The organism is Zarconia sp. (assembly GCF_057467645.1).
Genome location: NZ_JBRJXU010000146.1, coordinates 1 through 24616, shown reverse-complemented (window position 1 = coordinate 24616; position 24616 = coordinate 1). Strand labels below are relative to the sequence as shown.

Annotated in this window: 21 protein-coding genes and 1 pseudogene; 13 read left to right on the top strand and 9 right to left on the bottom strand. The window is 51.5% G+C overall.

The window, feature by feature from the left end:
- The 3 genes and pseudogenes from AC2215_RS22220 to AC2215_RS22210 all read right to left on the bottom strand — a co-directional run.
- Window positions 1-693: pseudogene (locus AC2215_RS22220) on the bottom strand (hypothetical protein); the annotation flags it as partial.
- A gap of 914 nt (window positions 694-1607) precedes the next feature.
- On the bottom strand, window positions 1608-3419 hold the full coding sequence (gene lepA, locus AC2215_RS22215; protein ID WP_486812201.1) for a translation elongation factor 4: 1812 nt from the start codon (window positions 3417-3419) through the stop codon (window positions 1608-1610).
- Between the two features lie 246 nt (window positions 3420-3665).
- Entirely contained in the window at window positions 3666-4370 is a 705-nt protein-coding gene (locus AC2215_RS22210) for a hypothetical protein (protein ID WP_486812200.1), read from the bottom strand.
- A gap of 497 nt (window positions 4371-4867) precedes the next feature.
- Between AC2215_RS22210 and pedR the strand changes: the two genes are divergently transcribed.
- The 4 genes from pedR (at window position 4868) to AC2215_RS22190 (ending at window position 7991) form a co-directional block, all read left to right on the top strand.
- Entirely contained in the window at window positions 4868-5167 is a 300-nt protein-coding gene (gene pedR / locus AC2215_RS22205; RefSeq protein WP_486812199.1) for a photosynthetic electron transport-dependent transcriptional regulator PedR, read from the top strand.
- The gene (locus AC2215_RS22200; protein WP_486812198.1) at window positions 5167-5454 is read left to right on the top strand and encodes a hypothetical protein; all 288 of its coding nucleotides are present in this window, start codon (window positions 5167-5169) and stop codon (window positions 5452-5454) included. The genes pedR and AC2215_RS22200 overlap by 1 nt, the downstream gene beginning before the upstream one ends.
- A gap of 287 nt (window positions 5455-5741) precedes the next feature.
- On the top strand, window positions 5742-7016 hold the full coding sequence (gene hisS / locus AC2215_RS22195; RefSeq protein WP_486812197.1) for a histidine--tRNA ligase: 1275 nt from the start codon (window positions 5742-5744) through the stop codon (window positions 7014-7016).
- Between the two features lie 240 nt (window positions 7017-7256).
- On the top strand, window positions 7257-7991 hold the full coding sequence (locus tag AC2215_RS22190; RefSeq protein ID WP_486812196.1) for a hypothetical protein: 735 nt from the start codon (window positions 7257-7259) through the stop codon (window positions 7989-7991).
- Window positions 7992-8118: 127 nt separating this feature from the next.
- On the opposite strand, the gene AC2215_RS22185 is transcribed toward AC2215_RS22190, so the two are convergent.
- Window positions 8119-8664 (bottom strand): VOC family protein, encoded by a 546-nt coding sequence (locus AC2215_RS22185; protein WP_486812195.1) that lies wholly within the window; start codon window positions 8662-8664, stop codon window positions 8119-8121.
- Window positions 8665-8779: 115 nt separating this feature from the next.
- Window positions 8780-9805, bottom strand: coding sequence for a phosphoribosylformylglycinamidine cyclo-ligase (gene purM, locus AC2215_RS22180; protein ID WP_486812194.1), 1026 nt, complete (start codon window positions 9803-9805; stop codon window positions 8780-8782).
- Between the two features lie 16 nt (window positions 9806-9821).
- Between purM and AC2215_RS22175 the strand changes: the two genes are divergently transcribed.
- From AC2215_RS22175 to AC2215_RS22160, 4 genes are all read left to right on the top strand, one after another.
- Window positions 9822-9983, top strand: a complete 162-nt coding sequence (locus tag AC2215_RS22175; RefSeq protein WP_486812193.1) for a hypothetical protein — start codon at window positions 9822-9824, stop codon at window positions 9981-9983.
- A 413-nt stretch (window positions 9984-10396) separates the two neighbouring features.
- Complete coding sequence (locus tag AC2215_RS22170; protein ID WP_486812192.1) at window positions 10397-11374, top strand: septal ring lytic transglycosylase RlpA family protein; 978 nt, start codon at window positions 10397-10399, stop codon at window positions 11372-11374.
- A 247-nt stretch (window positions 11375-11621) separates the two neighbouring features.
- Window positions 11622-13118 (top strand): bifunctional pantoate--beta-alanine ligase/(d)CMP kinase, encoded by a 1497-nt coding sequence (locus AC2215_RS22165; protein WP_486812191.1) that lies wholly within the window; start codon window positions 11622-11624, stop codon window positions 13116-13118.
- Window positions 13119-13475: 357 nt separating this feature from the next.
- Window positions 13476-13646 (top strand): hypothetical protein, encoded by a 171-nt coding sequence (locus AC2215_RS22160; protein ID WP_486812190.1) that lies wholly within the window; start codon window positions 13476-13478, stop codon window positions 13644-13646.
- 284 nt (window positions 13647-13930) lie between these two features.
- On the opposite strand, the gene AC2215_RS22155 is transcribed toward AC2215_RS22160, so the two are convergent.
- Together AC2215_RS22155 and AC2215_RS22150 are read right to left on the bottom strand one after the other, a co-directional pair.
- Window positions 13931-14191, bottom strand: coding sequence for a hypothetical protein (locus tag AC2215_RS22155; RefSeq protein ID WP_486812189.1), 261 nt, complete (start codon window positions 14189-14191; stop codon window positions 13931-13933).
- A gap of 125 nt (window positions 14192-14316) precedes the next feature.
- Window positions 14317-14463 carry a hypothetical protein gene (locus AC2215_RS22150; protein ID WP_486812188.1) on the bottom strand — a complete coding sequence of 49 codons (147 nt, stop codon included), beginning with the start codon at window positions 14461-14463 and terminating at the stop codon, window positions 14317-14319.
- 36 nt (window positions 14464-14499) lie between these two features.
- Here AC2215_RS22150 and AC2215_RS22145 point away from each other — a divergent pair, with 36 nt between their 5' ends.
- Entirely contained in the window at window positions 14500-16809 is a 2310-nt protein-coding gene (locus AC2215_RS22145; protein ID WP_486812187.1) for an ATP-binding protein, read from the top strand.
- A 105-nt stretch (window positions 16810-16914) separates the two neighbouring features.
- Here AC2215_RS22145 and AC2215_RS22140 read toward each other — a convergent pair whose 3' ends face one another.
- Entirely contained in the window at window positions 16915-17103 is a 189-nt protein-coding gene (locus AC2215_RS22140) for a hypothetical protein (RefSeq protein WP_486812186.1), read from the bottom strand.
- 440 nt (window positions 17104-17543) lie between these two features.
- Here AC2215_RS22140 and AC2215_RS22135 point away from each other — a divergent pair, with 440 nt between their 5' ends.
- The 3 genes from AC2215_RS22135 to dacB all read left to right on the top strand — a co-directional run bounded on the left by AC2215_RS22135 (window position 17544) and on the right by dacB (window position 21460).
- On the top strand, window positions 17544-18002 hold the full coding sequence (locus AC2215_RS22135; protein WP_486812185.1) for a response regulator: 459 nt from the start codon (window positions 17544-17546) through the stop codon (window positions 18000-18002).
- A gap of 112 nt (window positions 18003-18114) precedes the next feature.
- Window positions 18115-19815 carry a GAF domain-containing sensor histidine kinase gene (locus AC2215_RS22130; RefSeq protein WP_486812184.1) on the top strand — a complete coding sequence of 567 codons (1701 nt, stop codon included), beginning with the start codon at window positions 18115-18117 and terminating at the stop codon, window positions 19813-19815.
- Between the two features lie 175 nt (window positions 19816-19990).
- Window positions 19991-21460 carry a D-alanyl-D-alanine carboxypeptidase/D-alanyl-D-alanine endopeptidase gene (gene dacB / locus AC2215_RS22125; protein WP_486812183.1) on the top strand — a complete coding sequence of 490 codons (1470 nt, stop codon included), beginning with the start codon at window positions 19991-19993 and terminating at the stop codon, window positions 21458-21460.
- Between the two features lie 77 nt (window positions 21461-21537).
- Here the strand turns inward: dacB and cbiE are convergent, their stop codons facing one another.
- A complete protein-coding gene (gene cbiE / locus AC2215_RS22120) occupies window positions 21538-22800 on the bottom strand; it encodes a precorrin-6y C5,15-methyltransferase (decarboxylating) subunit CbiE (RefSeq protein ID WP_486812182.1) in 1263 nt (420 codons plus the stop codon).
- Between the two features lie 551 nt (window positions 22801-23351).
- Here cbiE and AC2215_RS22115 point away from each other — a divergent pair.
- Window positions 23352-24302, top strand: coding sequence for a hypothetical protein (locus tag AC2215_RS22115; RefSeq protein ID WP_486812181.1), 951 nt, complete (start codon window positions 23352-23354; stop codon window positions 24300-24302).
- The last annotated feature ends 314 nt before the right edge of the window (window positions 24303-24616 follow it).

Genomic DNA, 24616 nt, shown 5'->3' with positions numbered 1-24616 from the left:
GTTGTCCCGACCGTGGTCTATTCCCAGCGCTTGGGTGCGATCGAGATGGTTCAGGGGGCAACGCGCACCTCGATTGAAGTAGACGTACTCGACGTAGAACTGACCCAGTTTCGGGAGGATTCGGACTTCGATAACGTCCTCTGGATTGAAGCCGTAACCCCCGTTAACTGTTAGTTTCGAGATTCCGATCGCTCCCACTTCACTTTTGTTTTCGCGACTTACGGCAAGCGTGCAGTTGCCCGTCTCAACGTCGAATCGAACAGCTTGACCGGGGAAAGTTACGGAGGCTAGACCGTGAGGGGTTCGATACCCAGGTAAGCTGGGGTGGTTATCGACCTTCCCATCAAAGAATGCTTTTCTCAGTCCGTTATAAGAGTTGACCCGCTCGACGACAGATTTGATAGCTTGTTGCGCCTGCTGACCCCCCAGAAGTGAATAATCGGGATCGTCTTTAAATTGCTTACACAGCTTCGGGTACGAAACCCCTGTTATCGCTTTAGACTTCCGGTACATCCGGGGTTGGTCATCGCGACCGGGGGCGAGGTAAAAGTCCTGATTCTTCTCGAAGTAGTCGCAACGAATTGAATATAGGACGGTGTTCTCGAATCGGTTCGCAGCCTCACATAGGAACGTAAGAACCGATCGGGTCATCTCATCTCCAGTAAATTTAACTTGCTGCGTGTGGTACTTCACGAGTTCGACCTCTATTCGTGGTATTTTACGAATATAGCTTCCTAAAACCGAATCTGTCAATCGATGAGTGAGAAAAAGTCCAAAAAACCGGGCAGACCGAGACTACACGGTGAAGTCAAGAACCGCCATACTATTCGAGTCACTGATACGGCGTGGGAGGGAATAAAGTACTTAGCCGAAGATGCGGGGGTTAGTTTGAGTGAGTACTTAGAAGCGTTGGGACGCATGGGCTTGAAAGCAAGAGATACAGGAGGTTAAAACCTCCCGTGTCGCTTCTTACGAACTTCGACGGGACTCAAACCGACACCGCCGAGTTCGCGCTTTTCATCCACGGGTTAAAACCGCGTGGCTCTCCCTACCGCAGTTAAGAGATTTTGGAGATTGCTACGGTTCAAATGCTTCTCGATGCCTTCAATTTATCGATCGCCCTTTCGAGTCCGATGGGTTCGACGCTCAATTCGAGTTCGACAGATTCCGAACTCATCATGTTAAAGTCTCGCTCGAAAAGATTAGCGTACAATAACTAGGCATAGCTTCGCCCTGGAATCCAGTTTACCACACCGCGAAACCCCTGTAAATTCGTTCCCTTAATGACTCAATTCTCAATAATTTAGAGTCGAAAACTCTTTCAATGACCCAAAATTACCCAAGGAGATCGTTTTCAATTCTCGAGCAAAAAGATTGACGTACAATAACTAGGCATAGCTTCGCCCTGGAATCCAGTCTCTCACAGCCCGAAACCCCTGTAAATCCGTTCTCTTAATGACCCAATTCTCAATAAGTTGGGATTAAAAACCCCTTCAAGCACCCTCTCGATCGAGACCGAGAGATGAAAAGTGACGTTCGATCGGCCATCGGAAGCGAGCGTTCCAGGTTCAACATCGATCGCCTTTGCGCGCGTCCCCCGATCGACCCTACTTCCCATCCAATTGCAGCATCGCCATAAACGCCGCCTGGGGAACGTCCACGGTTCCGATGGCTTTCATGCGCTTTTTCCCTTTGGCTTGCTTTTGTAGCAGTTTCTTCTTCCGGGAAATATCGCCCCCGTAGCATTTCGCCAACACGTCCTTACGTAACGGGGGAATGTGTTCGCTGGCAATGACCCGAGAGCCGATCGCCGCTTGCAGGGGCACTTTAAACTGGTGGCGGGGAATCAACTCCTTGAGTTTGGACACCAACGCCCGTCCCACGGGATAGGCTTTATCGCGATGGACGATCGTGGTGAGGGCATCCACCGGATCGTTATTCACCAACACGTCTAAGCGCACCAAATTATTTTCTTGATAGCCGATGACGTGGTATTCCATGCTGGCATACCCGCGCGATCGCGATTTCATTTGGTTGAAGAAATCCGTCACCACCTCCGCCAGGGGCAACTCGTAAATCAACGTGGTGCGGGTGGGGGTGAGGTACTTCATATTCTTGAATTCCCCGCGCCGACTCTGACACAATTCCATCAGCGTCCCCACGTATTCTTCGGGGGTAATAATCTCGACGTGGATGTAGGGTTCTTCGATTTTCTCCCGTTCGTTAGGAGAGGGCAGGGTACTCGGATTCTCGATTTGGATGACTTCCCCCTGATTGAGGGTCACTTGATACACCACCGACGGTGCAGTGGTAATCAAATCGAGATCGTATTCCCGTTCCAAGCGTTCCTGAACGATTTCCATGTGCAGCAACCCCAAGAAGCCGCAGCGGAAGCCAAACCCCATGGCGCTGGAGGTTTCCGGTTCGTAGTTGAGGGCGGCATCGTTGAGTTTGAGCTTTTCGAGGGCTTCGCGCAGGTCTTCAAATTGGTCGGCATCGGTGGGAAATAGACCGCAGAACACCATCGGTTTGGCTTCGGTATATCCCGGTAAGGGTTCCTCTGCCGGGTTAGGGGCCAGGGTTACCGTATCGCCGACTCGAGCATCTTCTACGGTTTTGATGGCGGCTGAAAGATACCCCACTTCTCCGGCGTGGAGTTCGTCGACGGGTTTTTGGGTGGGAGAGAGAACCCCCAATTCGTCGATCTCGTATTCTTTCCCCGAAGCCATAAACTTGACCCGATCTCCTTTTTTGAGGGTCCCGTCCATTACCCGGAAATAAACGATCGCCCCTCGGTAGGCATCGTAGTAACTATCGAAAATCAACGCCCGCAGGGGTTCGTCCACTGTATCGCGGGGTGGGGGGACTAACTCGACGATCGCTTCGAGAATCTCGGGAATGCCGATGCCTTCTTTTGCCGATGCATCGATCGCCTCGGAACAGTCGAGACCCACCAAATCTTCAATTTCCTGCTTGACTCGATCGGGTTCGGCACCGGGCAAATCGATTTTGTTGAGGACTGGAATCATTTCCAGGTCGTTTTCCAGGGCCAGGTAGACGTTGGCGAGGGTTTGGGCTTCCACTCCTTGGGAGGCATCCACCACCAGCAGGGCCCCTTCGCAGGCGGCCAGAGATCGCGACACTTCGTAGGAAAAGTCTACGTGACCGGGGGTATCGATGAGGTTGAGGACGTATTCGTTGCCGTCGCGGGCGGTGTAGTTCATCCGCGCTGCCTGCAACTTGATCGTGATGCCCCGTTCCCGTTCGAGATCCATATTATCGAGAAACTGTTCTTTCATCTGCCGCGCCGTCACCGTCCCCGTGTATTGCAGCAGACGATCGGCCAGGGTCGATTTGCCGTGGTCGATGTGGGCGATAATGGAAAAGTTGCGAATCCGCGAAACGGGTACGTCAGTCATATACTTGGTTGGAGTATGGGGCTTGAGTATGGGGTTCGAGAACGGTGGAGTGGGTTTTATCTTGACAATTGCCCTGTCGCTCTAGCCGATTTTCGATCGATAGGCGATCGAAGGAACTTAAAAATCGATCGACCTAGAAGTAGCTAGATCTTACACTAATTTACATATTGTAATTCTTTTACATAGGGGACGCAGGTTTTGCGCGATATCACCGATGCATTGTCGGGGGCATGCGGCCGTTGACTCTTACTCTTCCTTGGGTTCAGAAGCCGCATCTTCCACCTCCGATTTGAGCTTGTACCCCTTCAACACGATCGCCACGTCCTCGCTATAATCATCAAAGGCTTTATTGACGCCGTACAGGCTGAGGGTATAGAGCGTATTGCCCCGCTGTTCGATGTAGCTGACGGCATCGAGTTGTTCTCCCTGGGGACTTTTTCCCACCCAATCAACCCGTACGCTGCCGTCGGGTTCCAGGCGAGAGTTCTGCCACTCGACTTCGGTGAGGGTTTCTTCGAGATACTGTCGCAGTGCCCCTTCGAGGCGATCGACGCCTAGGTCTTCCTCGATGGCGGCAAAATCCACGATTCCTTTAAACCCGCCATCGGCAGAGATAAATTTAATCCCGCTTCCGGTCTCTTCGGTTTGATATCCAGGGGGCAGGGCAATTTCAAACGCACCATCGGGTTCTTGATAGGTTTCCTCCGCACGATCGCCATTTTTGGGCTCGGATTTGGGTTTGGGTGGTGGGGAATTATCTTTTGGAACTGTGTCTGGAACGACTTTGGTTTGGGTTTCCTCAGAACTGGAAACTTCCGCAGATGAGACCGTTTCCCGAACTGGAGAATTACAGGCGATCGTACTCAGAGAAATTGCCCAAAGTAAGACCACCGATCCGAGGCGATCGAATCTTTGCGGCTTTCTCCATCGAAACGGTTCAAATGCGGACAAGATCGAGAAAACTTCTCGGTTTTTAGGGTTCGATAACTTGGAAAATAATGCCATCAGTCGAGGGGAAAATCTAAAAATAAGGTTACAAGAATTCAAATCTATAATTGTATGTTGTTAAGCTCTGTAGACCGATGTAGCCTCAACAGCCCCTAGCATCCAACTGATATCCAACAGACATCCAACACCAGCGGCTTTGGATTGAGAGGTTACATGGGGGTCTTGAGTTTCGATTCTGGCTCTGTTTCTCGATCGAGCCAGCTATTATTTTCACCCCTTGCCGACGCAACCTTCATTTCCCCAACCCACCGCGATCGATAACACTAACCTTAGCCTTTACGAAAAGCCTTTTTTTGCAATAGGTTTGAAATAATTTGCTAGGATTTTTAACGCCTCGATCGCGAAACTTCACGACCTTTAACATCGCCCCCGTGCAACTGGGGCGGACGCAGCGATTGTGTCACAATGAATAGGTACATATACAGATATAGGTAGCAGTTATGACCAACGACGATTCCCCCAATAAAGATCTCCTTTCCGAACGAGAATTACAAGTTATCGAGTTAATAGCAGCAGGTTTAACCAATCAAGATATCGCAGAAGCTTTAGAAATTAGCAAACGAACCGTAGACAACCATATCAGTAACATCCTCAATAAGACACCACCGAACAATCGAGTGGCACTGGTACGATGGGCCGTTAAATGGGGTAAAGTGTGCATCGAAGATTTTAACTGCTGTGCGCTGCCTCAGCGGGAGGAATCTTTACCGGCGACCCAACTCGAAGAACAAGTGCAATAATGGTATTCTCTCAATCTGGCTCCCGATCGGGGAAACAACGAAGCGTCCTCTGCTGCCGGACACTGCCGCTGGCCGTTTATCGGGAAGTCGTCGCCCACTTACGACAAGTGGATGGTGTCGAAGCCGGTTTGGTTCCCCAATCCTCCCAGGCGTTCGATTACGCCCTCTCTCAAATCGGTTCGATGTGGATCGAATATGACGGCGAACTCGATCCGATGGCTCGCGATCGCATCGATCGGATTTTGGCCTATTATGGCGATCGCTATGGGGCGTGGGAGACTGCCTGAATTCGGAATGCGGAATTCGGAATTCCAAACGGGAAAATGTGAATTCGGAATGCGGAATTCGGAATTCTGACAGGGAAAATGTGAATTCGGAAGCGCCCAAGCCTGGAGGCGCAGAATTCGGTCGGGAGAGACAAGAAGGATAGGGAAGAGAGCGTGTCGTTAATGCAAGCATTTCGCACTCTCTTTCCCAACTCCCAAGAGCATCTCTTGCTCTCCCTTTCTCCACTCCTAGCCGAGATCATTCAATAACGATTCAGCCTTTAAATTAAGCATTCAATTAAGCATTCATGGGTACAGTGCGAGCGATACGAGGAACGCGGGATATATTGCCAGAGGAAATTTCCTACTGGCAGTGGGTGGAGGCAACGGCGCGAGACATTCTCGCACGGGCGGCATACCGGGAGATTCGGACTCCCATTTTCGAGCAGACGGATTTGTTCGAGCGCGGCATCGGCGAAGCCACAGATGTGGTGGGTAAAGAAATGTATACGTTTGTCGATCGCGGCGATCGCTCCATTACCTTGCGGCCGGAAGGAACGGCGGGGGTGGTGCGATCGTTTGTCGAGCACAAGCTGTTTGGTACTGGGGGCGTGCAGCGTTTGTGGTACACCGGTCCCATGTTTCGCTACGAACGTCCCCAAGCGGGACGGCAGCGGCAATTTCACCAGATTGGGGTGGAGGCATTGGGCACGGATAGTCCTCGCGCCGATGTGGAAGTCATCGCTATTGCCACGGAAATTCTGCAATCGTTGGGTCTGAAGAACTTAAAATTGGCCCTTAACTCCGTGGGAGACCGCGAAGATCGCCAGCGCTACCGCCAAGCCCTCGTCGATTATCTCACCCCTTACAAAGACGAGTTAGATGCTGATTCTCAAGACCGTCTAGAGCGCAATCCCCTGCGGATTTTGGATAGTAAGGACGATCGCACTCAAGAAATCGCCCAAGAGGCCCCCAGCATCCTGGATTATCTCTCGGAACCTTCCCAAAAACATTTCGATCTCGTCCGAGAGTTGTTATCGAACTTGGGAATTGCGTTCAACCTCAACCCCCGTTTGGTTCGAGGTTTGGACTACTACACCCACACCGCCTTTGAAATCCAATCTGACGACCTCGGGGCGCAAGCAACCGTGTGCGGTGGGGGGCGCTATGATGGGTTGGTGCGAGAGTTGGGAGGTCCCGATACTCCGGCAGTAGGTTGGGCGATCGGTTTAGAACGGCTGGTTATTCTCCTCCAAGAGCTGCACGCTTCCCCGGCAACGCCATTAGACTTTTATTTCGTATCTCGGGGCGAAAAAGCCGAAGCACAAGCCCTGCAACTGACTCAAAAATTGCGTCAAGGGGGGTTTAGCGTTGAGTTAGACCTCAGTGGTAGCGCCTTTGGCAAACAGTTCAAACGGGCCGATCGCAGTGGTGCCGTTGCCTGTTTGGTGTTGGGAGATGCGGAAGCAGTTGCCGGAACCGTCAACCTTAAATGGCTGGCAACCGGAGAACAAGAGACTCTGGCTCAAACGGACTTGCTGGGTATGGGTGTGCAATTGCGCCAGCGACTCGATCGCATCTAGCATCGCAACTGCGTGCTTCGGGGGAAGGGGACGCTGGGGAGGCTGGGGGAGAAATAGAAAAGATACGCTCATGTTGCCTCGGACTATCTGCGCCCATTGTGGCGACAACGATAACAGTACAAAGTGGGAGCATCTTGCTCCCGTCTCCCCGATGCTCCCGTTCCCCCCGATGCTCCCGTTCCCCTTTGACGCCGCTTTGTCCGGTTTTGGATAACTTAGTTGTATGTGGCGTCATTCGATATGAATGCCAAAATCAATTCAGTCGCTCTGTGTCTGTGCGATCGATCCACTCAAAAGTATCTTAGTTTCGCTACGCTTAAGGAGAATGGCAGCCGATCGTTAGGAGAAATGGCGATGTTTTGTCCGATGCAACTGGACTGCAAGATTATGACCGGGCAAATTCACAATTGCCCTAACGTTTCAGAATGCTTGCGCAACTCTCCCCTCAGACGCAGGTCGGCAATGCAGCTCTACTTTCTCAACTTGGGGGTACAACTCGAAGATGTCGAGAATCAAACTCCTCCCTACTCTCGGCTGTGTCATTCTTCAAGTTCCCTACCCCACTCCAACTTTACTTACAATCGAGACTACCAAACTCGAGATCGGATTATCTTCGGCAGTTCGGTGAATTGGAACGAACAACCCGGCGGTCTCAAGCATTTCTGCGAGTTGACGGTGACTCAACTCCAGCAACTCATCGACGCCGCATTTGCCGACCCCAACAGCCGCCAGAACCTCTCACCCTCGATCTCCACCCTGCTCGAATTTTCCCGAGAACGGGGAATCCAAGGCTTTGAGTTTACCTTCGAGGGTTATGCGGTGCATCCCTCGCGAGAGGACTATCGCACGAGTATTGATGGAATTACTTACGAGGGGACTTGTCCCTCCTGGCTGATTGCCGAGTTTCGCGAACTGACCCGCAATGCCGACGAACTCACTCTGCAATCTCACCATCTGAGGGCTTGGTGGGATTAGTGTTTGAGGGCAGGGGAGGCAGGGGAGGCACGGGGAGAGGGGGAAGACGCGGTGATTTGAAGTTCCCCATACCCCACACCCTACACCCCTTGACCAATGGCACACAAGCTGAACCATTCACGAGTGCCTATTCCCCATTCCCCATTCCCCGTTCCCCATGCTCATCAATTTTGACATCATATAAAACGATGAGATGGCCGTCGTAATCGCAGAAAGCCTGCTCGGTGAAACGGAGATTGGGCGGTGCGGTGAAGTTACTTTCTCGCACCACGGGAAGTCCCAATTCGCGGATTTTGGCGATCGCGGGGGCGACTTCTGGTACTTGAATGACGATCGCCGCGCGGTGAGGAGTCGTCGGTGGTGGCAGTTCGATGCCTTTGACTTCCGTGAGTGCGAGCGATCGCGGTTCGGATTCCGTACTCAGGGCTGCAAATTTCAGTTTTGCGTTTTCGGGGAATCCAAACACCGGATACAAGTAAGAACCGGGGGAGGCATCATCGAGATAGTCGAGGCGAAACCCCAGAATATCTCGATAGATACTCAACGCTCGTTCTAAATCGGCAACGGCCATACAAGGACGTTTGAGGTGAATGCGATCGAACGCAGAAGATGCGGAGTTGCTCGATGATGTGGGATTTGGGGTGGGATTTTGGGCTTGCGATTGGGTTTCCATCGTTAAAAAATGAGAGAGATGCGGTGACGCGGGGATGGGGAGAGGAGGGAGACAAGGGAGACAAGGGGGATTGGGACATCGAAATTTCCGAATTCCGAATTCCGAATTCCGAACTCTAAACCAATCCCACTAATTCTCCTTCGCCGGAAATCACCTCGCCGATAACCGTGGCATTCCAATTGAGATTGCCAAACAGTTCGATCGCCCGTTCGGCTTGCTCTGGGGGAACGAGAACGACAAAGCCGATTCCCATATTAAAGGTATTGAACATCTCCAAGCGGCTGACTTCCCCCGTTTGGGCCAACCAGTCAAAGACAACTGGGACTTCCCAGGAACTGGCATCGATGCGAATCGATTGGTTTTTGCCCAAACAGCGCGGTAAATTCTCCGGCAGTCCGCCCCCGGTAATGTGAGCCATGCCGCGTATCTCCAACCCGCTTTCGAGGATCGAGAGAATCGGTTGGACGTAAATTTGCGTTGGTGTCAGCAGGACTTCCCCCAAACTCCGTCCCTCAAAAACCGAAGGGCGATCGCTCCAATCGAATCCTCGATCGCCGATAATCTTCCGTACCAGGCTAAATCCGTTACTGTGGACCCCGGAACTCTCCAAGCCGATGGCAACATCTCCCATGCGAACCCGATCGCCGTTGAGGAGTTGGCTTTTTTCCACGATGCCCACGCAAAATCCCGCTAAATCATACTCTCCTGGGGCGTAAAATCCCGGCATTTCAGCGGTTTCGCCTCCCAACAGGGCACATTTTGCCTGGCGGCATCCGTCGGCAACTCCGGCGACCACTTGCGTTAGTTGTTCGGAATTGAGTTTGCCCGTGGCAAGGTAATCTAAAAAATAGAGGGGTTCGGCTCCGGATGTGAGGACGTCGTTAACGCACATTGCCACGAGATCGATGCCAACAGTATCGTGGCGATCGAGACTCTGAGCCAGTTTGAGCTTGGTGCCCACGCCATCGGTTCCAGAGACCAAAATTGGTTGTCGGTACCCTGAGGGTAACTCGAAGCAGCCGCTAAATCCGCCGAGTCCCCCCAAAACCTCCGGTCGATGGGTACTCTGCACCAGGTTGCGAATTTTGTCAACAAAAGCACGCCCCGCCTCGACGTCTACACCAGCATCGCGATAGTCCATAGATTTGTGGGTATGAATGTTCGATACCGATCTAATCTACCGGTTTGGGGGACTGCACGGGAATTATCTCGATCGCGCCATGCTCGATCTGACAATTGTGATGTCTGCGATCTTGGCTAAAGGTGAGATGGAAAACCGGAGGCTGAAAAATTCAGTCGGCAAATCGGATGTAATGTGATGTTCATTCAAAATTTATCGGAATTTTATTACCATATATTTATTTTTTTTATTTAAATTTTTGGTAAACCTTTTTTTTACCGCATCAAACCTCAAAACTCTGATATGAAAAAGATTGGAGTAAGTTTTGTGCCCAGATATACATTTAAAGTTTGTGTAAAGTTTTGGCGATTTTCGGGAATCTATCGATACGCGATCGCAAAACTTCATGCTAGTCTGTGGCAGTTCTATATCAGAGAAACACGCAAAACGAGTATGAGTTAGCTCGAGCTTGGCAAAGTGAGTTTTGCCAAAAGTCAGCGTAAATCATCACTCGTTCACTTCAGGTTCAGGAAAAGCAGCAGCATATCTGTCTTGCTTTCCCCCCAGCTCAGCCAACGTTGAATTGGGGCATCTCGTGGGAAATGGATCTACATGAATCAACAACTCTGGAACAGCCTTGCAGCTACAGGATTAATTGCCAGCCTCGGACTTGTGCCCTCACAACCAGTCGCTAGCCAAACGCTCGATACGGACGATCGTGCGAATAGGCTCTCGGATGGGGCGGCAGGGGACGGTAACATCGTTACCCTTTCCTTTGCCACTTCGAGCATTGCCGAAATCGAATCTCACCAGCTCGACGGGGAGCGTGCGGCCATTCTTTACGTGCGCGATCTCCCGGTTTTAACCTTTTTGGAAGATCCGACTTCCGGGGCGAGCGATCCCGCCGTCAGAGCGATGGCGGTGGCCACTCAACTCAACCAACTGGCTCAAAATCACATCGACGCAGAGGCGATCGTTGGCTTTTGGGATAGTGTAACCGATCGCTACGTTATCCGCATTGGCAGCGAAGAGTTAGTGGAACTCGATTCCCACACCCTCCTCTCCGCAAGTACCTTTGACCCCGCAGAAGATGCCCTACAGGCAGCTAACCGACTGCGCAGACTACTCGGAGATGCAGCCCCCCTAGAGACCCTCATCGGACTCGAACAACCCGCACAAACCGTTGAAGTGGCAAGCTTCGAGCCAATTCCGAAGAAGCCCCAGCCGTACATTGTTGAGGAGACAGTACAGCAGACGGAACCCGAAGCCGATTTGTTCGAGATTGATGGATGGGCATCTTGGTACGGTCCTGGATTCAACGGCAACTACAGTGCAAACGGCGAAATTTTCGACCAATACGCGATGACGGCCGCTCACCGCGATTTACCCTTCAATACCCTGGTGCGGGTCACCAACCTCGATAACGGTCGCTCGGTGGTGGTGCGCATCAACGATCGCGGTCCCTTCATTCACGGTCGGGTGATCGACCTGTCTATGGGAGCGGCCGAAGAAATCGGTATGGTCTCCAGTGGTACGGCTCCCGTGCAACTGGAAGTTCTCGAACCCGATTGGTCGGCTCCCCATAAATAGGCTCATAATGTAGGCAAGCATCGGAGGCAACAGAAGCCGAGGGAAGAAACGTCAAAATGCAACACGAAGAATTTAAAATGCACGACCGGCGTATTTAACCGATTAGAGTCTTCATTCTCTTGGGTCTAAATCGCGCTACGTCCAATTTTCAATTCTTCATCTCTAATTTTTGATGCTTTCTTCCTCGCATCGAGTTTGTCTCCGGGTCTGCCCGATACCTGATGTCCTTCGCGTCTTTTCATTCAACGTGTTATTGCTCCAATCGATCGCCGAACTGCGAACCTATCGCCAACAAGTCAACAACTCCATGGGCTTCGTGCCAACGATGGGAGGGTTGCACGTCGGACACCGCAGCCTAATCGATCGAGCGCGACGGGAGAACGATACGGTAATGGTCAGTATCTTTGTTAATCCCCTGCAATTTGGACCGAATGAGGATTTCGGGCAGTATCCCCGGATGCTCGATCGCGATCGGGCACTGTGCGAGGAAGCGGGGGTCGATGCCATTTTCGCCCCCTCGATCGAAGAGATGAGTGCGGGAAACACTACAACCCTCGTCGTCCCCCCGCCCGAGATGACTTCCGTTCTGTGCGGTGCGACGCGAACCGGACATTTTCAGGGGGTGGCAACCATCGTCACCAAACTGTTGAACCTCGTCCGACCCGATCGCGCCTATTTCGGTCGCAAGGATGCCCAACAACTGGCGATTATTCGCCGATTCGTCGCTGATTTGAATATTCCCGTCGAAATCGTCCCCTGTCCCATCGTCCGGGAAGAATCGGGTCTAGCCTATAGTTCTCGAAATCAGTATTTGAGTGCCGAAGAAAAAGAAAACGCAGCCGCTTTATCTGGAAGTTTGCAACGAGCGGAAGAAGCCTTTTGGCAGGGCGATCGCCGCAGCGATCGCATACTCGAAATCGTCCGCACTGAGTTAGCCGATGTTCCCCAACTCGAACTCGAATACGTCGAGTTAGTCCACCCGGATACCCTAACACCGCTCGAAACCATTGAGGAGCGGGGGTTGCTGGCACTCGCCGCGCGGGTGGGTTCGACGCGATTAATCGATAACGTCCTGCTGCGCCAACCCATCGTCGCCATCGACGGCCCGGCTGGGGTGGGAAAATCCACCGTGGCCCGCCAAGTCGCCCGCCAATTGGGAGTGGTTTATCTCGATACCGGGGCGATGTACCGGGCGATCGCCTGGTTGGCATTGGATCGAGGACTGGCGGTAGATGACGAACCCGTCATTGCAGAGGCGATCGAACAGTGCCATTTGCGTCTAGAACCGAATACAGAGAGTGGCGGTTGTCGCGTGTGGATGGACGATCGCGAAATTACCGATGAGATTCGCACCCCAGAAGTGACGGCACAGGTATCGGCGGTCGCAGCATTGGGGTCGGTACGGCGCTTTTTAGTGCGGCAGCAGCAAGAATACGGTCGCGCGCGGGGACTGGTGGCTGAAGGTCGAGATATCGGCACTCACGTTTTCCCCCAAGCCGAGGTGAAGATTTTCCTCACGGCCTCGGTAGCCGAACGGGCCCGACGGCGACACAAGGATTTAGTCGAACGCGGATATTCGATTTCCTTAGATGAGTTGGAAAACAGCATCGCCGAACGGGATGAGAAAGATAGTACCCGCGCCATCGCCCCGTTACAGAAGGCAGAGGATGCGGTGGAAATTTGTACCGACTCCTTGAGCGTGTCTGAAGCGATCGACGCCATTTTAAGTCATTGTCACGGGTAATTCCCTGACGGGCGACTCTTCGATCGTTGATTTGACATTCGGCGATCGCACTTTGCTATCGTTGATTGACCCGCTCGATGAAATAGCTGAGCGCATAGCGGTTAAGACGCTCGAAATTTAGGTGGGATTTTCGTAAATTTGGTCGGGGGAATGCGGCCGTTGACCCCTACGGTATTTGTTTTCTCACATTCAATGTTCATTACCCCCTGCGCGTGGCTATATTTTCCATTCCCCATTCCCCATTCCCCATTCCCATAGCTCATCGATAAATCCATCGTTGCTCACCACACCGAAGCGACCGAAGCCAAACTGGCGTTACAATAAAAGTACGAAGAATTGTAACAAAAACGGAGCATCGTGACTCAACCTCAACCCACAACCACCCCCACCCTCGTCGAACCCAAATTTGGCTTCAACTACTATGCCGAACGTTTAAACGGCAGAGCTGCCATGGTGGGCTTTATCGCCACTCTTGCCATCGAATATCTTTCCGGACAGGGTTTGCTCTCTTGGCTGGGTCTAATTTAGAGCGAGCCTGGGGCACTCCCTCGGTCGCGATTTAGGGATTTTTCCCGAGTGAGGTCCGCTCTCAACCGTGGAGTACTCCCTCGAAAGCCTGAAGGGTAAAATTCCGAATCGGCACGACATTTGCCTAAAAATCAATCTAGTTCTTATGGGGGGACAGTCCGATGGTAAGGTCAAAGGTTAAATCCCCATACGGAAAACTGTCCGCCCCATAAATCTCTCCCTCTCTGCGTTCCCGAACTCAACACAATGCTCCTAAGATTAGTCGCACTGCGATGCGTCAGAGCTTAGCATGAAGCAGAAATCGATCGAGCTGTTTGGGGGGTTAAATGAAGACGTGCTTCGGCCAGATCTCGAATCAACAACACTTTAGAATTGAGATAGCTCGATAACGCGCCAACCTCTTCAGAGCTGAGTAGAATATTGCGATCGACGTGCTGCAAGAGCAGCTTCACCACCATTGAATCAGACATTGTCAATAAATCGCGGGGAGACGTTTCTTCAACTGCTGCCCACGCCAATCGCAAGACTGAAGAGCTAAGTTCCATTGCGGGTTCTCCCGAGCGCACTCGTAAATTTAAGATTCTCGATACATTTTGTCGACCGAAACCGACCAACGTCTTTAGATTTGCTTAATAATTTAACATTGCGATCGAATTTTTTTTAGATTTGCTTAACTAATCTCAATACTTTGATACACTGCAAGAGAAGCTAGGGTGCGGTTCTGTGGAATCGAGCCAACCGAACCAGTTCGATGGGCAATCGGAAATGCTTTATCGATGAAGCGTTGCCATTTCTCGTTTCCAGACGGTGTCACCATAGCTGAGTTCGATCGATCGCCCTCAATGTTCCCTCTATGAGTGGGTTTGAACCCAGCAACATCCCCCCAGAGCGCCTCAGCGAAGTTATCGGCGAACCCGTTGGCTTTGCCCGTTCGATCCAGCCCTATGGGGTTCTCTTAGTCCTCTCCCATCCCCAACTGGCAATTGTCCGAGTCAGTGCCAATCTTCAGGATGATTTCGGTATTTCACCTCAAAACGTACTCGGTCGGTCCCTAAGCGTTTTGTTCGATCGCCTACAAGTTGAGGTCATCGAGCCAATACTCCAGAATTTGGACCGTGTCGGTAAATCCTCCCTTCGCCTCTGGAGAAATCAACAGTACTGGAATTGCACCGCATACCGAACCGAAACTGCGATCGTCCTGGAACTCGAGCGGGCGTTGCCCAAACCCAAAACCCCCCATCTGTCAGTGCAGGCTCAGGTAAACTCGGCGATCGCCCAACTGCGACAAGTTCGGGATTTAACGGAATTTCTCCAACTCGCCGCCGCCAAAGTGCGTCAGATGACCGGATTCGATCGGGTCATGGTGTATCAGTTCGACCCCCAAGGCTCCGGTGCGGTGGTTGCCGAAGCCAAGACCGATGACTTACCCTCCTACCTGGGACTGCACTATCCAGCCACAGATATTCCCGAAGCGGTGCGAGAGCTGTACCGACGGGGACTGGTGCGCTACATCCCCGATTTAAATGCCCCCTCGGTGGAATTATCAGAAGATGCGATCGCGCCGGAACCTCTCGACTTGAGCTTTTCTCTGTTGCGGGGGGTTGACCCGTGCTGCGTGGAATACCATCGCAACATGGGAGTGACAGCCATCTTCGTCATTGCTCTGGTGCGGGGGGAAACCCTTTGGGGTCTGATTTCTTGTCATCATTCAACCCCCAAATCGATCGACTGTGAGGTTCGCGAAAGCGTAGAATTGTTGGGTCAACTCATCGCCTCGGAGTTGACCCATAAAGTGAATACCGAAGAGCTGGACCACTTAACGAGGCTGCGATCGCTCTTAACGGACTTCATTCAATCGATCGCTCGGGTCGACGACTTGAGACAAGCCCTCATCGATCCCGCTCCTCGCCTATTGGATGTGGTGAGTGCCCAGGGGGCAGCCATTTGTTTGGGGGATGAAATTACGCAGGTGGGCAATACGCCCTCCGAAGAAGAAATTCGGGCACTTGTGGGCTGGCTCGAAACTCAACAGCTCACCTCTTCTATACCCTCGCGGCTGGCTTCTGTTGCCGATCGCGTCCTGTTTCATACCGATTCTTTGCCCCTACTCTACCGGGGCGCTGAAGCGTTTAAAGACAGTGCGAGCGGTCTGCTCGTCTTACAGATTTCTCGGGTGCGACGCTACACGATCCTTTGGTTTCGTCCGGAAGTGCTGCAAACGGTGAACTGGGCGGGCGACCCGAGTACGTCGGTGAAAGTTGCTGCAGATGGTAGCCAAACCCTATGCCCCCGCGAATCCTTCGAGCAATGGCAGGAAATCGTCCGGTATACGTCATTGCCTTGGAAAGCGTGCGAACTGGAAAATGCCCTGAATCTCAGAAGTGCGATCGTCGGCATCGTTCTCAAAAAAGCGGATGAGTTAGCCAGAATCAATCAAGAGCTAGAGCGCAGCAACCGAGAGCTGGATTCTTTTGCCTATGCCGCGTCTCACGATCTCAAGGAGCCGTTGCGAGGCATTCATAATTACTCGAATCTCTTGCTGCGCGGGTATTCTGAAGTCCTCGACGAGGTCGGTAAATCTCGGCTGCAAACCTTAACGCGCCTCACGCGCCGCATGGAAGCACTCATCGATGCCCTACTCAAGTTTTCTCGCCTGGGACAAGCGGAACTTCGCCTTCAACCCACGGATCTCGATGAATTATTGCGCCAGGTGCTCGAAGATTTGTCCATCGCTCGGTTGGGTCTGCAAATGGATATTCGCATCGCGCGATCGCTCCCCACGGTAAACTGCGACCCCATCCTCGTGCGCGAAGTACTTCTCAACTTGCTCGGTAACGCGCTCAAATATAACGATAAGTCTCAACGATGGATCGAAATCAGCTACATCGAACCGGAGTCCGACACTTACGGGCAAACAGAATCGAATCTCGAGAATCTAAAGTCGAACATTTTCTACGTTCGCGATAATGGCATTGGCATTCGGGAACGGCATCTCGATCGCATCTTCGAGTTGTTCAAGCGCCTCCACGAGCAACAATTATACGGGGGCGGTACGGGAGCGGGATTGACGATCGCGAAAAAGATTATCGAGCGTCACGGCGGACGCATTTGGGTGGAGTCTACATACGGTGAAGGCTCGACGTTTTATTTCACATTACCTTGAGGCACGATCGCGCTTTTGAACGGACAAGAAATTTCAAGGGTTTTTCCTCCCCGGCCCCATTTCACCTGAATCTATAGCAGTTCGCGCCCTTTTCATTACAGATTTTCAGTCATGGGGAACGGGGAACGGGGAATGGGGAATGGGGATGGAGTACTTTGCTCCTGAGCCACCCGATGTCGCCAGTGTTGTCGCTTCGCTTTGGCGAGGCTTGCCGACCGCCCGAACCTCAATCAGAGTGAGCATCTCGGCGAGGTCGCGGTAGCAAAACTGACGTTGAGTAGAAGAATCTCTCACCCCAACGGCTCCAATCGAGCGTAACCATGAGCGATCGCGGGAAACTCTACCCCCACCTCTGAATAATCCTTCACCCGAACCTGAGTTTTGGTTAAGCGCTAAATTTTCAATGCTTCAACGACAGAATCAGGTTTTTGCCGATTTCGGGTTCACGGTAGCATCAGGGTTTCGGCTTATCCAAAACTGGCGTTAACCCGAACTCGCGTTATGTAACAAAAATATTAAATTTAGAATTCCTCAGACAAATAACCGATAGAGAGACATTATCACCGTTCATCGACCTATCCCTTCGTCAGCACAGGTCGCACGCTCGATCCAGGGTCGATATCCATTAGTGTTAAATGACTATAGTGTCAACTCATTTTATGTTAACTTAATATAAGTTATGTTAAGTATAAAAAAAATATCGATCTAAAATTAGTGTTTAGCAATACAAAGTAATGAACCGATCGTTTAATCCCTTGCTGATTGCAGAAGATAGCGATGAAGATTTTGAGGTACTAGAACTGCTAATGCAGCAGATGAAAGTACAAAATCCCATTCATCGCTGTACCAATGGAGACAAGGTTTTAGACTTTATCTATCAAGAAAAAAAGTGTGGGAATCGGCGTGCGGTACCGCTGCCGTCGGTAATCTTGCTCGATCTAAATTTGCCGGGTACCGATGGTCGCGAGGTACTAGAGCAACTCAAGAGCGATCGAAGCTTTAAAGACATTCCCATTGTCATCTTTACCACCTCCTCCAATCCCAAGGATATTAAATTTTGCTATCAGAATGGTGCCAACGGTTACCTGATCAAACCCGTGGATATAGACGAACTCGAGCGTATCGTTCGAGCCTTCGTCGAGTACTGGTTGCAAGCCAACATTTCCCCCAGAGACGATCGCAACGATGATTGAGCCATCACCGCTAAATATTTTTATCTGTTTAAATTTTCCTTGTATTTCCTAGCCTTATGGCATTCTGTATCGATAAAAAAACTGTTTTGCTCTCCTTTTTCATCTCCTGACTATGTTAAATACATGGACTTTACTCATTACCGATGACTGCCAAGAAGATCGAGAAGTTTACCGGGAGTATCTTTCGGGCGACCCCGATCGATCTTACCGGTTTATCGAAGCCGGATCGGCCGAAGCGGGGTTAGAACTGTGTCAGCGGCAGCATTGCGATGCGATCTTGCTCGACTTTCGCCTACCGGATATGACCGGACTGGAGTTTCTCGACGAACTCAAGCAGCAGTCGAACCCTTCTCTTCCCGTGATTATGCTCACCGGACAGGGAGACGAACGGGTGGCAGTGCAAGCGATGAAGCAAGGGGTGCGCGATTATCTGATCAAGCAAGATCTCGATCCGGATATGTTGCAACTGACGGTTCGCAACGCCATCCAACAATCGACTTTATCCAAACGGTTCGACTCGCCACGGAAATCGCGGGACTTAACGGCAAACATGGCTCTTCGCCTCCATCAAGCCATCGATCTCGAGGACATTTTGCAAACAGCCGTCGTCGAAACGCAACAATTGCTAGAGTGCGATCGGGCAGTAATATATCAGATGAGCGCTCGAGACAATTGCCCCAGCCTCACCAAATGGTGCGAAACTCCTTCAAGCGATCGAACTCGCGATCCGGTGAGCAAGTTTTTATCTTTCCTGACTAAAAGTTACCCCTGGGGCGAGCAAAACAGGCAAACCCTCCCATCTGAGATGGGTGAAGCATCGATTCTGGTGGCGAGCAAGAAGACTTATCTTCTGAGTCCGATCGAAATCCCATCCTCAACGGCTCCTTCCGATGCAAATTCGCAATCTTCTTCAGTCTGGGGTTTGTTAGTGGCTTGCCACCATTCCAACAAGCGTTTGTGGCGATCGGATGAAGCTCATTCCCTGAAGGATATTGCCAGTCATTTGGCGATTGCCGTGCAACAATCTCAGCAACTCACCCAAGCCCTGGAAGCGTTGGAGACTCAGAAACAATTCAACGCCATGACCTCTCAACTAGTCGCAACAGTTTCCCATGAATATCGAAAGCCGTTAGCGGTGATTCTGGCCGCTGCCTCTACGCTGAAATTCCATGGCGATCGGCTACAGAAATCGAAACAGCAGCATTTTTTGCAGACGATCGAAGATAAAGCCAGACAAATGACCCAACTCGTCGAGGATTTGCTGGTGTTAGAAAAATTTGAAGCGGGTCAAGCTCACTTCGATCGGACTCCTTTCGAGTTGTTGCAATTTATCTCCACCATCGTTGAAGAACAGCGCCAGATGGTGGGAGAGGAGCGCGAGTTAACTTTCAAAATTACCGGCAACACGAAAGGCTTTTGGGGCGACGGGCAACTCCTACGGCTGATTTTGGTCAATCTCATCTCTAATGCGATTAAATACTCAACCCCTGAGAGCACCATTGAAATTCACCTCACCGGTGACGAAACCCAAATCGCGATCGAAGTTCGAGATGAAGGCATCGGCATCCCCTCTCAAGAATGCTCTGAGGTCTTTCAAGCTTTCAGTCGTGGCAGTAACGTCGGTCAGATTCCCGGAACGGGTCTGGGTTTAGCGATTGTCAAAGCTTGCGTCGATTTGCATGGCGGCAATGTTTTCCTCGCCAGCGAAGAAGGCTCAGGAGCAACATTTACGGTATGCTTGCCGAAGCGATCGTCTTCCAATTCCCCCACATCTGTTGTTAGCGGTATCGCGAGTCCTGGGGCTATGGGGTGAGAGCGCGATCGCTTCCCGATGCTCCCGATGCCCCCGACTCTCACCACAACGGTCATTGTCAGTATTCAACCGAACTCGATCTTACCTCCAAGGAGCTTGACATCCGATCGACCTGTGCCTATGCTGTGGGTTTGAAATCCCGTTGGCATCAATCGATCGGAGGCAAAACATCAGGGTGAAATGGTATCAGCACCTAACTTGGGGACTTATCTTTGCCCTCTCCGGGTTAGCCAATCCCGCACGAGCAGAATTTATGGAGACTCAATCCTCCACATCTATTTGTCCGGCACAACTCGATGCCCAGATGTCGGCGATTCGCGCCAAGTACTCGAACGCCGGACGGGAGAGATGGGGGATTCTCGTGGAAACTCTGACAGAAGGTGATGCGGAAGGCAACATTCTCTATCGCCACAACGATCGCCAATACTTCGTTCCCGCCTCCAATGCCAAACTGCTGACAACCGCGGCCGCCCTCCATCGCTTCGATCCCCAGTTTCGGATTCGCACCTCCGTCGATCGCACCCCCACCGGCTTGCGCGTCGCGGGACGGGGCGACCCCAGTATTGGCACAGAACAACTCGATCGTCTCGCCCGACAGGTGGCGGCAGCTAGAGTGCCACAAGTAGAAGAACTGATTGTCGAGGATGGCTACCTGCGGGGTGCGCCCTACAATCCCCATTGGCAGTGGGAAGACGTGCAGGCAGGATACGGCGCGCCGTCGAACAGCCTGATATTCGATCGCAATGCCGTTCCTTTCACCCTATTTCCCGAAGCTTTGGGGCAACCTCTGCGGGTGGAATGGGACGATGCCGACGAAGGGAAACGCTGGCGGGTGGAAAATCAAACCATTACCGTTGCCGAGGGGGAACCGGAGTTTATCGAAGTGGGGCGCAGCCTCACCGAACCCATCCTCTACGTCAGCGGGCAACTGATTGCCGGTTCCCCTTCCGAACCCGCATCGGTAGCGGTGGTGAATCCGGGGGAACGGTTTGCGCAGAAGTTTACCCAAGCCTTGGAACGGGCGGGGGTTGCCGTAGGACGCACTCGGGTGACAACGGCAGCTACAACAGCAGCCGGGGAAGAAATAGCGGCGATCGAATCTCCCTCAATTTCCGAGTTGGTGATGGAGGTGAACCAGTTTAGCGATAATCTCTATGCCCAAACCCTGCTGCGGCTGATGGGGGCAATGCAAGACCCCACCAACGCTTCTTCCCAAGCTGCTGGTATTGCAGTGGTGCAAAAAACTCTCAGCGAGTTGGGTGTCGAACCCGATAGCTACATCCTCAGCGACGGTTCGGGACTTTCCCGCCTCAACTCCATCAGTCCCCAGGCATTGGTGCAAACGCTGCGGGCGATGGCAAATTCTCCCTTTGCGGACATTTATCTCAACTCCCTACCGCTGGCGGGAGAATCGGGAACCCTGAGTTCTCGGTTTGGGGATCTCACTTCAGGGGAAGTCCGAGCAAAAACCGGGACGGTGAGCGGAGTTTCGTCATTATCGGGGTATATCGGTCATTCCGACTACGATCGCCTCATTTTTAGTATCATCGTCAATCATTCCGATCGATCCGTGGCAACCCAGCGACAAGCTATCGACGAAATGGTGACGTTGTTAACTCGTTTGCAACCCTGTTCGCCTGGCTAAGAACGGGGGGATTTTCCAGGATTGGCGGTAGGGGGAATGCGGCCGTATAGCCTATCGGCATGGCTCCGCTAAGACCCCTACGGTGATTCCACGGCACATTTCTCATTCGATCGACTTGCAGTGACGATCGTAACGGGATTTAGAGGAGAATAACGGGTTAGAGAACTCACCGCCACAGAACGGGAAAGTTGGGCTTGCAGCAGTTGATATTTCCAGCCGCGAGTTTGCATCCAAGTCAGAGTGGTATTTAAATGCTCTAAGGTGGCGATCGCCAGGACGATTATCCCAGCTGTTGCGAGGCGATCGCCGCAGACTTCCAGAATCTCTAGAAGATTTCCCCCACTGCCACCGATAAAGATGCGATCGGGGGAGGGAAGTTGCACCAAGCCGTCTGGGGCACTTTGATGGCAGATGGTAATATTCTCTACCTGAAAGCGATGGCAGTTCTGTTCGATGAGAGAAACGCCCATCGCCGTTTTTTCCAGGGCAAAAATTCGCGCATCGGGACACAAACGGGCAATTTCAATCGAAACCGAACCGGTGCCCGCACCGATATCCCAGATGGTTTGACCCGATTGCAGGGCTAATTCTCCCAAAACCAGCAGCCGGACTTCTCGCTTGGTCATTAAGCCGGGGCGATCGTCAAAACTCAAAAAACTGCGATCGGGCAGTCCAAACAGGGGTAAGCTGTCTAAATCCAGGGATTCCCTTTGGGTTTGGCGGACTAAGATCGCAACGTTGAGTAGGGCAAAATCCATCGACGCTGCCGCCAGAGACTCCATATCGTAGCACTGAACTCGTTCGCCAGTTCCCCCCAAATTCTCGCAGACCCACAGCGCATACTGACTGGGCAAATCGAGGGATTCGAGCAAGCGAGCGATCGCCGTTGGGCTATTGTTGCCATCGGTCAACACGGCGATTTTCTGGGCCCCTTGTTGCAACGCCCGAATCAACTCATCGAGAGACCGACCGTGGGCGCTAATAAAACGGGCATCTTGCCAAGTCATTTTAATGCGATTGAAGGCGAGTTGAATCGAACTTAGGTGGGGATGAAATTCGATTTGTTCTGCTGGAAATTCTGCTAAGAGCAAGCGACCCAAACCGAAAAATAGCGGGTCGCCGGAAACGATGATGGCAATGGAATCGGTAACGGCTCTTTGTTGAATTTGGGCGATCGCGCCTCGCAAATCTTTTAAGATCAGACGTTCCCCTGAGTAGTCTGGAAAGTAGCTTAAATGGCGATCGCTGCCGACGAGCAATGAAGATTCGGAGGCGATTTTTTGCGTAAACGCGGTAATTCCTGCGACTCCATTTAAACCAATTCCAATAACATGAATCATTTAAAGATCGTAAAGTTTAAAAATATTTTTTATAAAAGTAATTTTGAGTATCGGCACTCAAGCGTTGCGACCTGGAATCAGATGAAGCTCTAGAATCATGATTCATCCATGGCTTTTTTCACCGTCTTTCGCCAATGATTAGGAGGGGAGCGAACTTCCCAATCGAGACTCAATCTGCGATCAATTGACGAAATTGTTTGATTTTCATACAGTTTGAGCTGACTAGCATCAGAATTGACATTATTTATTTTACACAAACTTTGCGAAACCCTCGACCACCAAGATGTGAATTTTACACAAGATGACTACGATCGAAAGCACGAGTGTCTAATTCTAGCTTCGATCGAAGATTTAAATCTTCCGAGTACCTATTTTCGAGTTCGATCGACATCCTCGAACACTCTTTAAATCTCTTGGGTTCATTCTATTTTCAAAATTCAAGGATTGACTTTGTGCAATCTATTTTTGATTGCAATCGTTTTTTTGACTCCAAACATTTGTTTAATTGACTGTTACTGCGACCGCCTTGAGAAGTAAAAGGAGCATTCGTTTTGAATAAAGTTGCTGCAACCGTTGCTGGAGTTGTCTCGATCGCTTTAGGAACCCTCGAAACATTACCCGCTGTGGCTGGAACCATTGCATTCGACTATCGCGATGGCTATGCCAACGGAACCCTCGAGGTAGACTCCACCGTTTCGGATCTAGCAAACAATATGTTTGGCATCGATCTAGGCATCGAGCGGTCTATGAATCTAAATTTAAACGCCTCCGATTTAACCGGGAGCTTCAGTCTTTTCGACGATCCGGAACAATTTACAGACGGAGATATCACCCTCGATTACGATGTATTTAGCAACACGATCGGGTTGTCCGCTTTCACCGATGATTTCTCTTCGATGTTGGGCGATCTGGATGCCGGAGCGGCTGCGGCTTTTGCTGATAGTTTCTTGAGTCTGGCTTTGAGTGGAACTGGAACCATCGATGCTGGAGACACTAGCACTAACTTTAACTTAAATTACGTCAGCGATACGAATTCGATCGTCATTAATGGATTCGATGCCGATGTGGTTTCCCAATGTTTGACCCTCACGTGTACGACAACGGGTCAGGGTGGTTTTGGCTTAGGGGTTGAGTTGAGTGTCCTGACCCAGCTTGCCCTTGGCTTCGGTCTTCCCGAGACCTTTGTCGCTCAAATTACGGCTTTAGAGGCATCGGGATTGAGCGCACTGTCCGTGGCATCTGGTTCGTTCAACTTCGGAATCACCACCGATCCCGGTGCGGTCGATCCCGATGGCGAAGAGCTGTATGCGACAGTCACTGGCGGAACCGTCTCGGTATCGGAGACCTTCGAAGGGGAAGAAATCACGATCGTCGAGCGGTCTTTCGATGAGCAAATCGTCACTCAATCTGCACCTCAAGCCGTTCCCGAACCGGGACTCATCTTCGGATTGCTTGGGGTGGGTGCCGGGATGCGCGGCATCGTCAAACGCCAGGGCAACTAATTAACGTCAGTTCGGATCGGAGAGTTTCCGGTAAGGCTGGGGTTTGGGGTATCTGACAGGGAATGTTTTTTACAATCTGGTAATTGCCGGTGGTGACGACAACGAGCATTCAAGGGTTCGGTGATTGCCTGCCTCCCCTGCCTCCCCTGCCCTCGTCCTTAATTAACGTCAGTTTTGGATAAGACTGTTTCCGGTGAGGGCGGGGAATGGGGAATGGGGAATGGGGAATGGGGAATAGGGATGAAGTACTTTGCTCCCCAGCAACCAGATGTAGCCAGTGCGATCGCTTCGCTCATCAAGAGGCTTGCCAACCG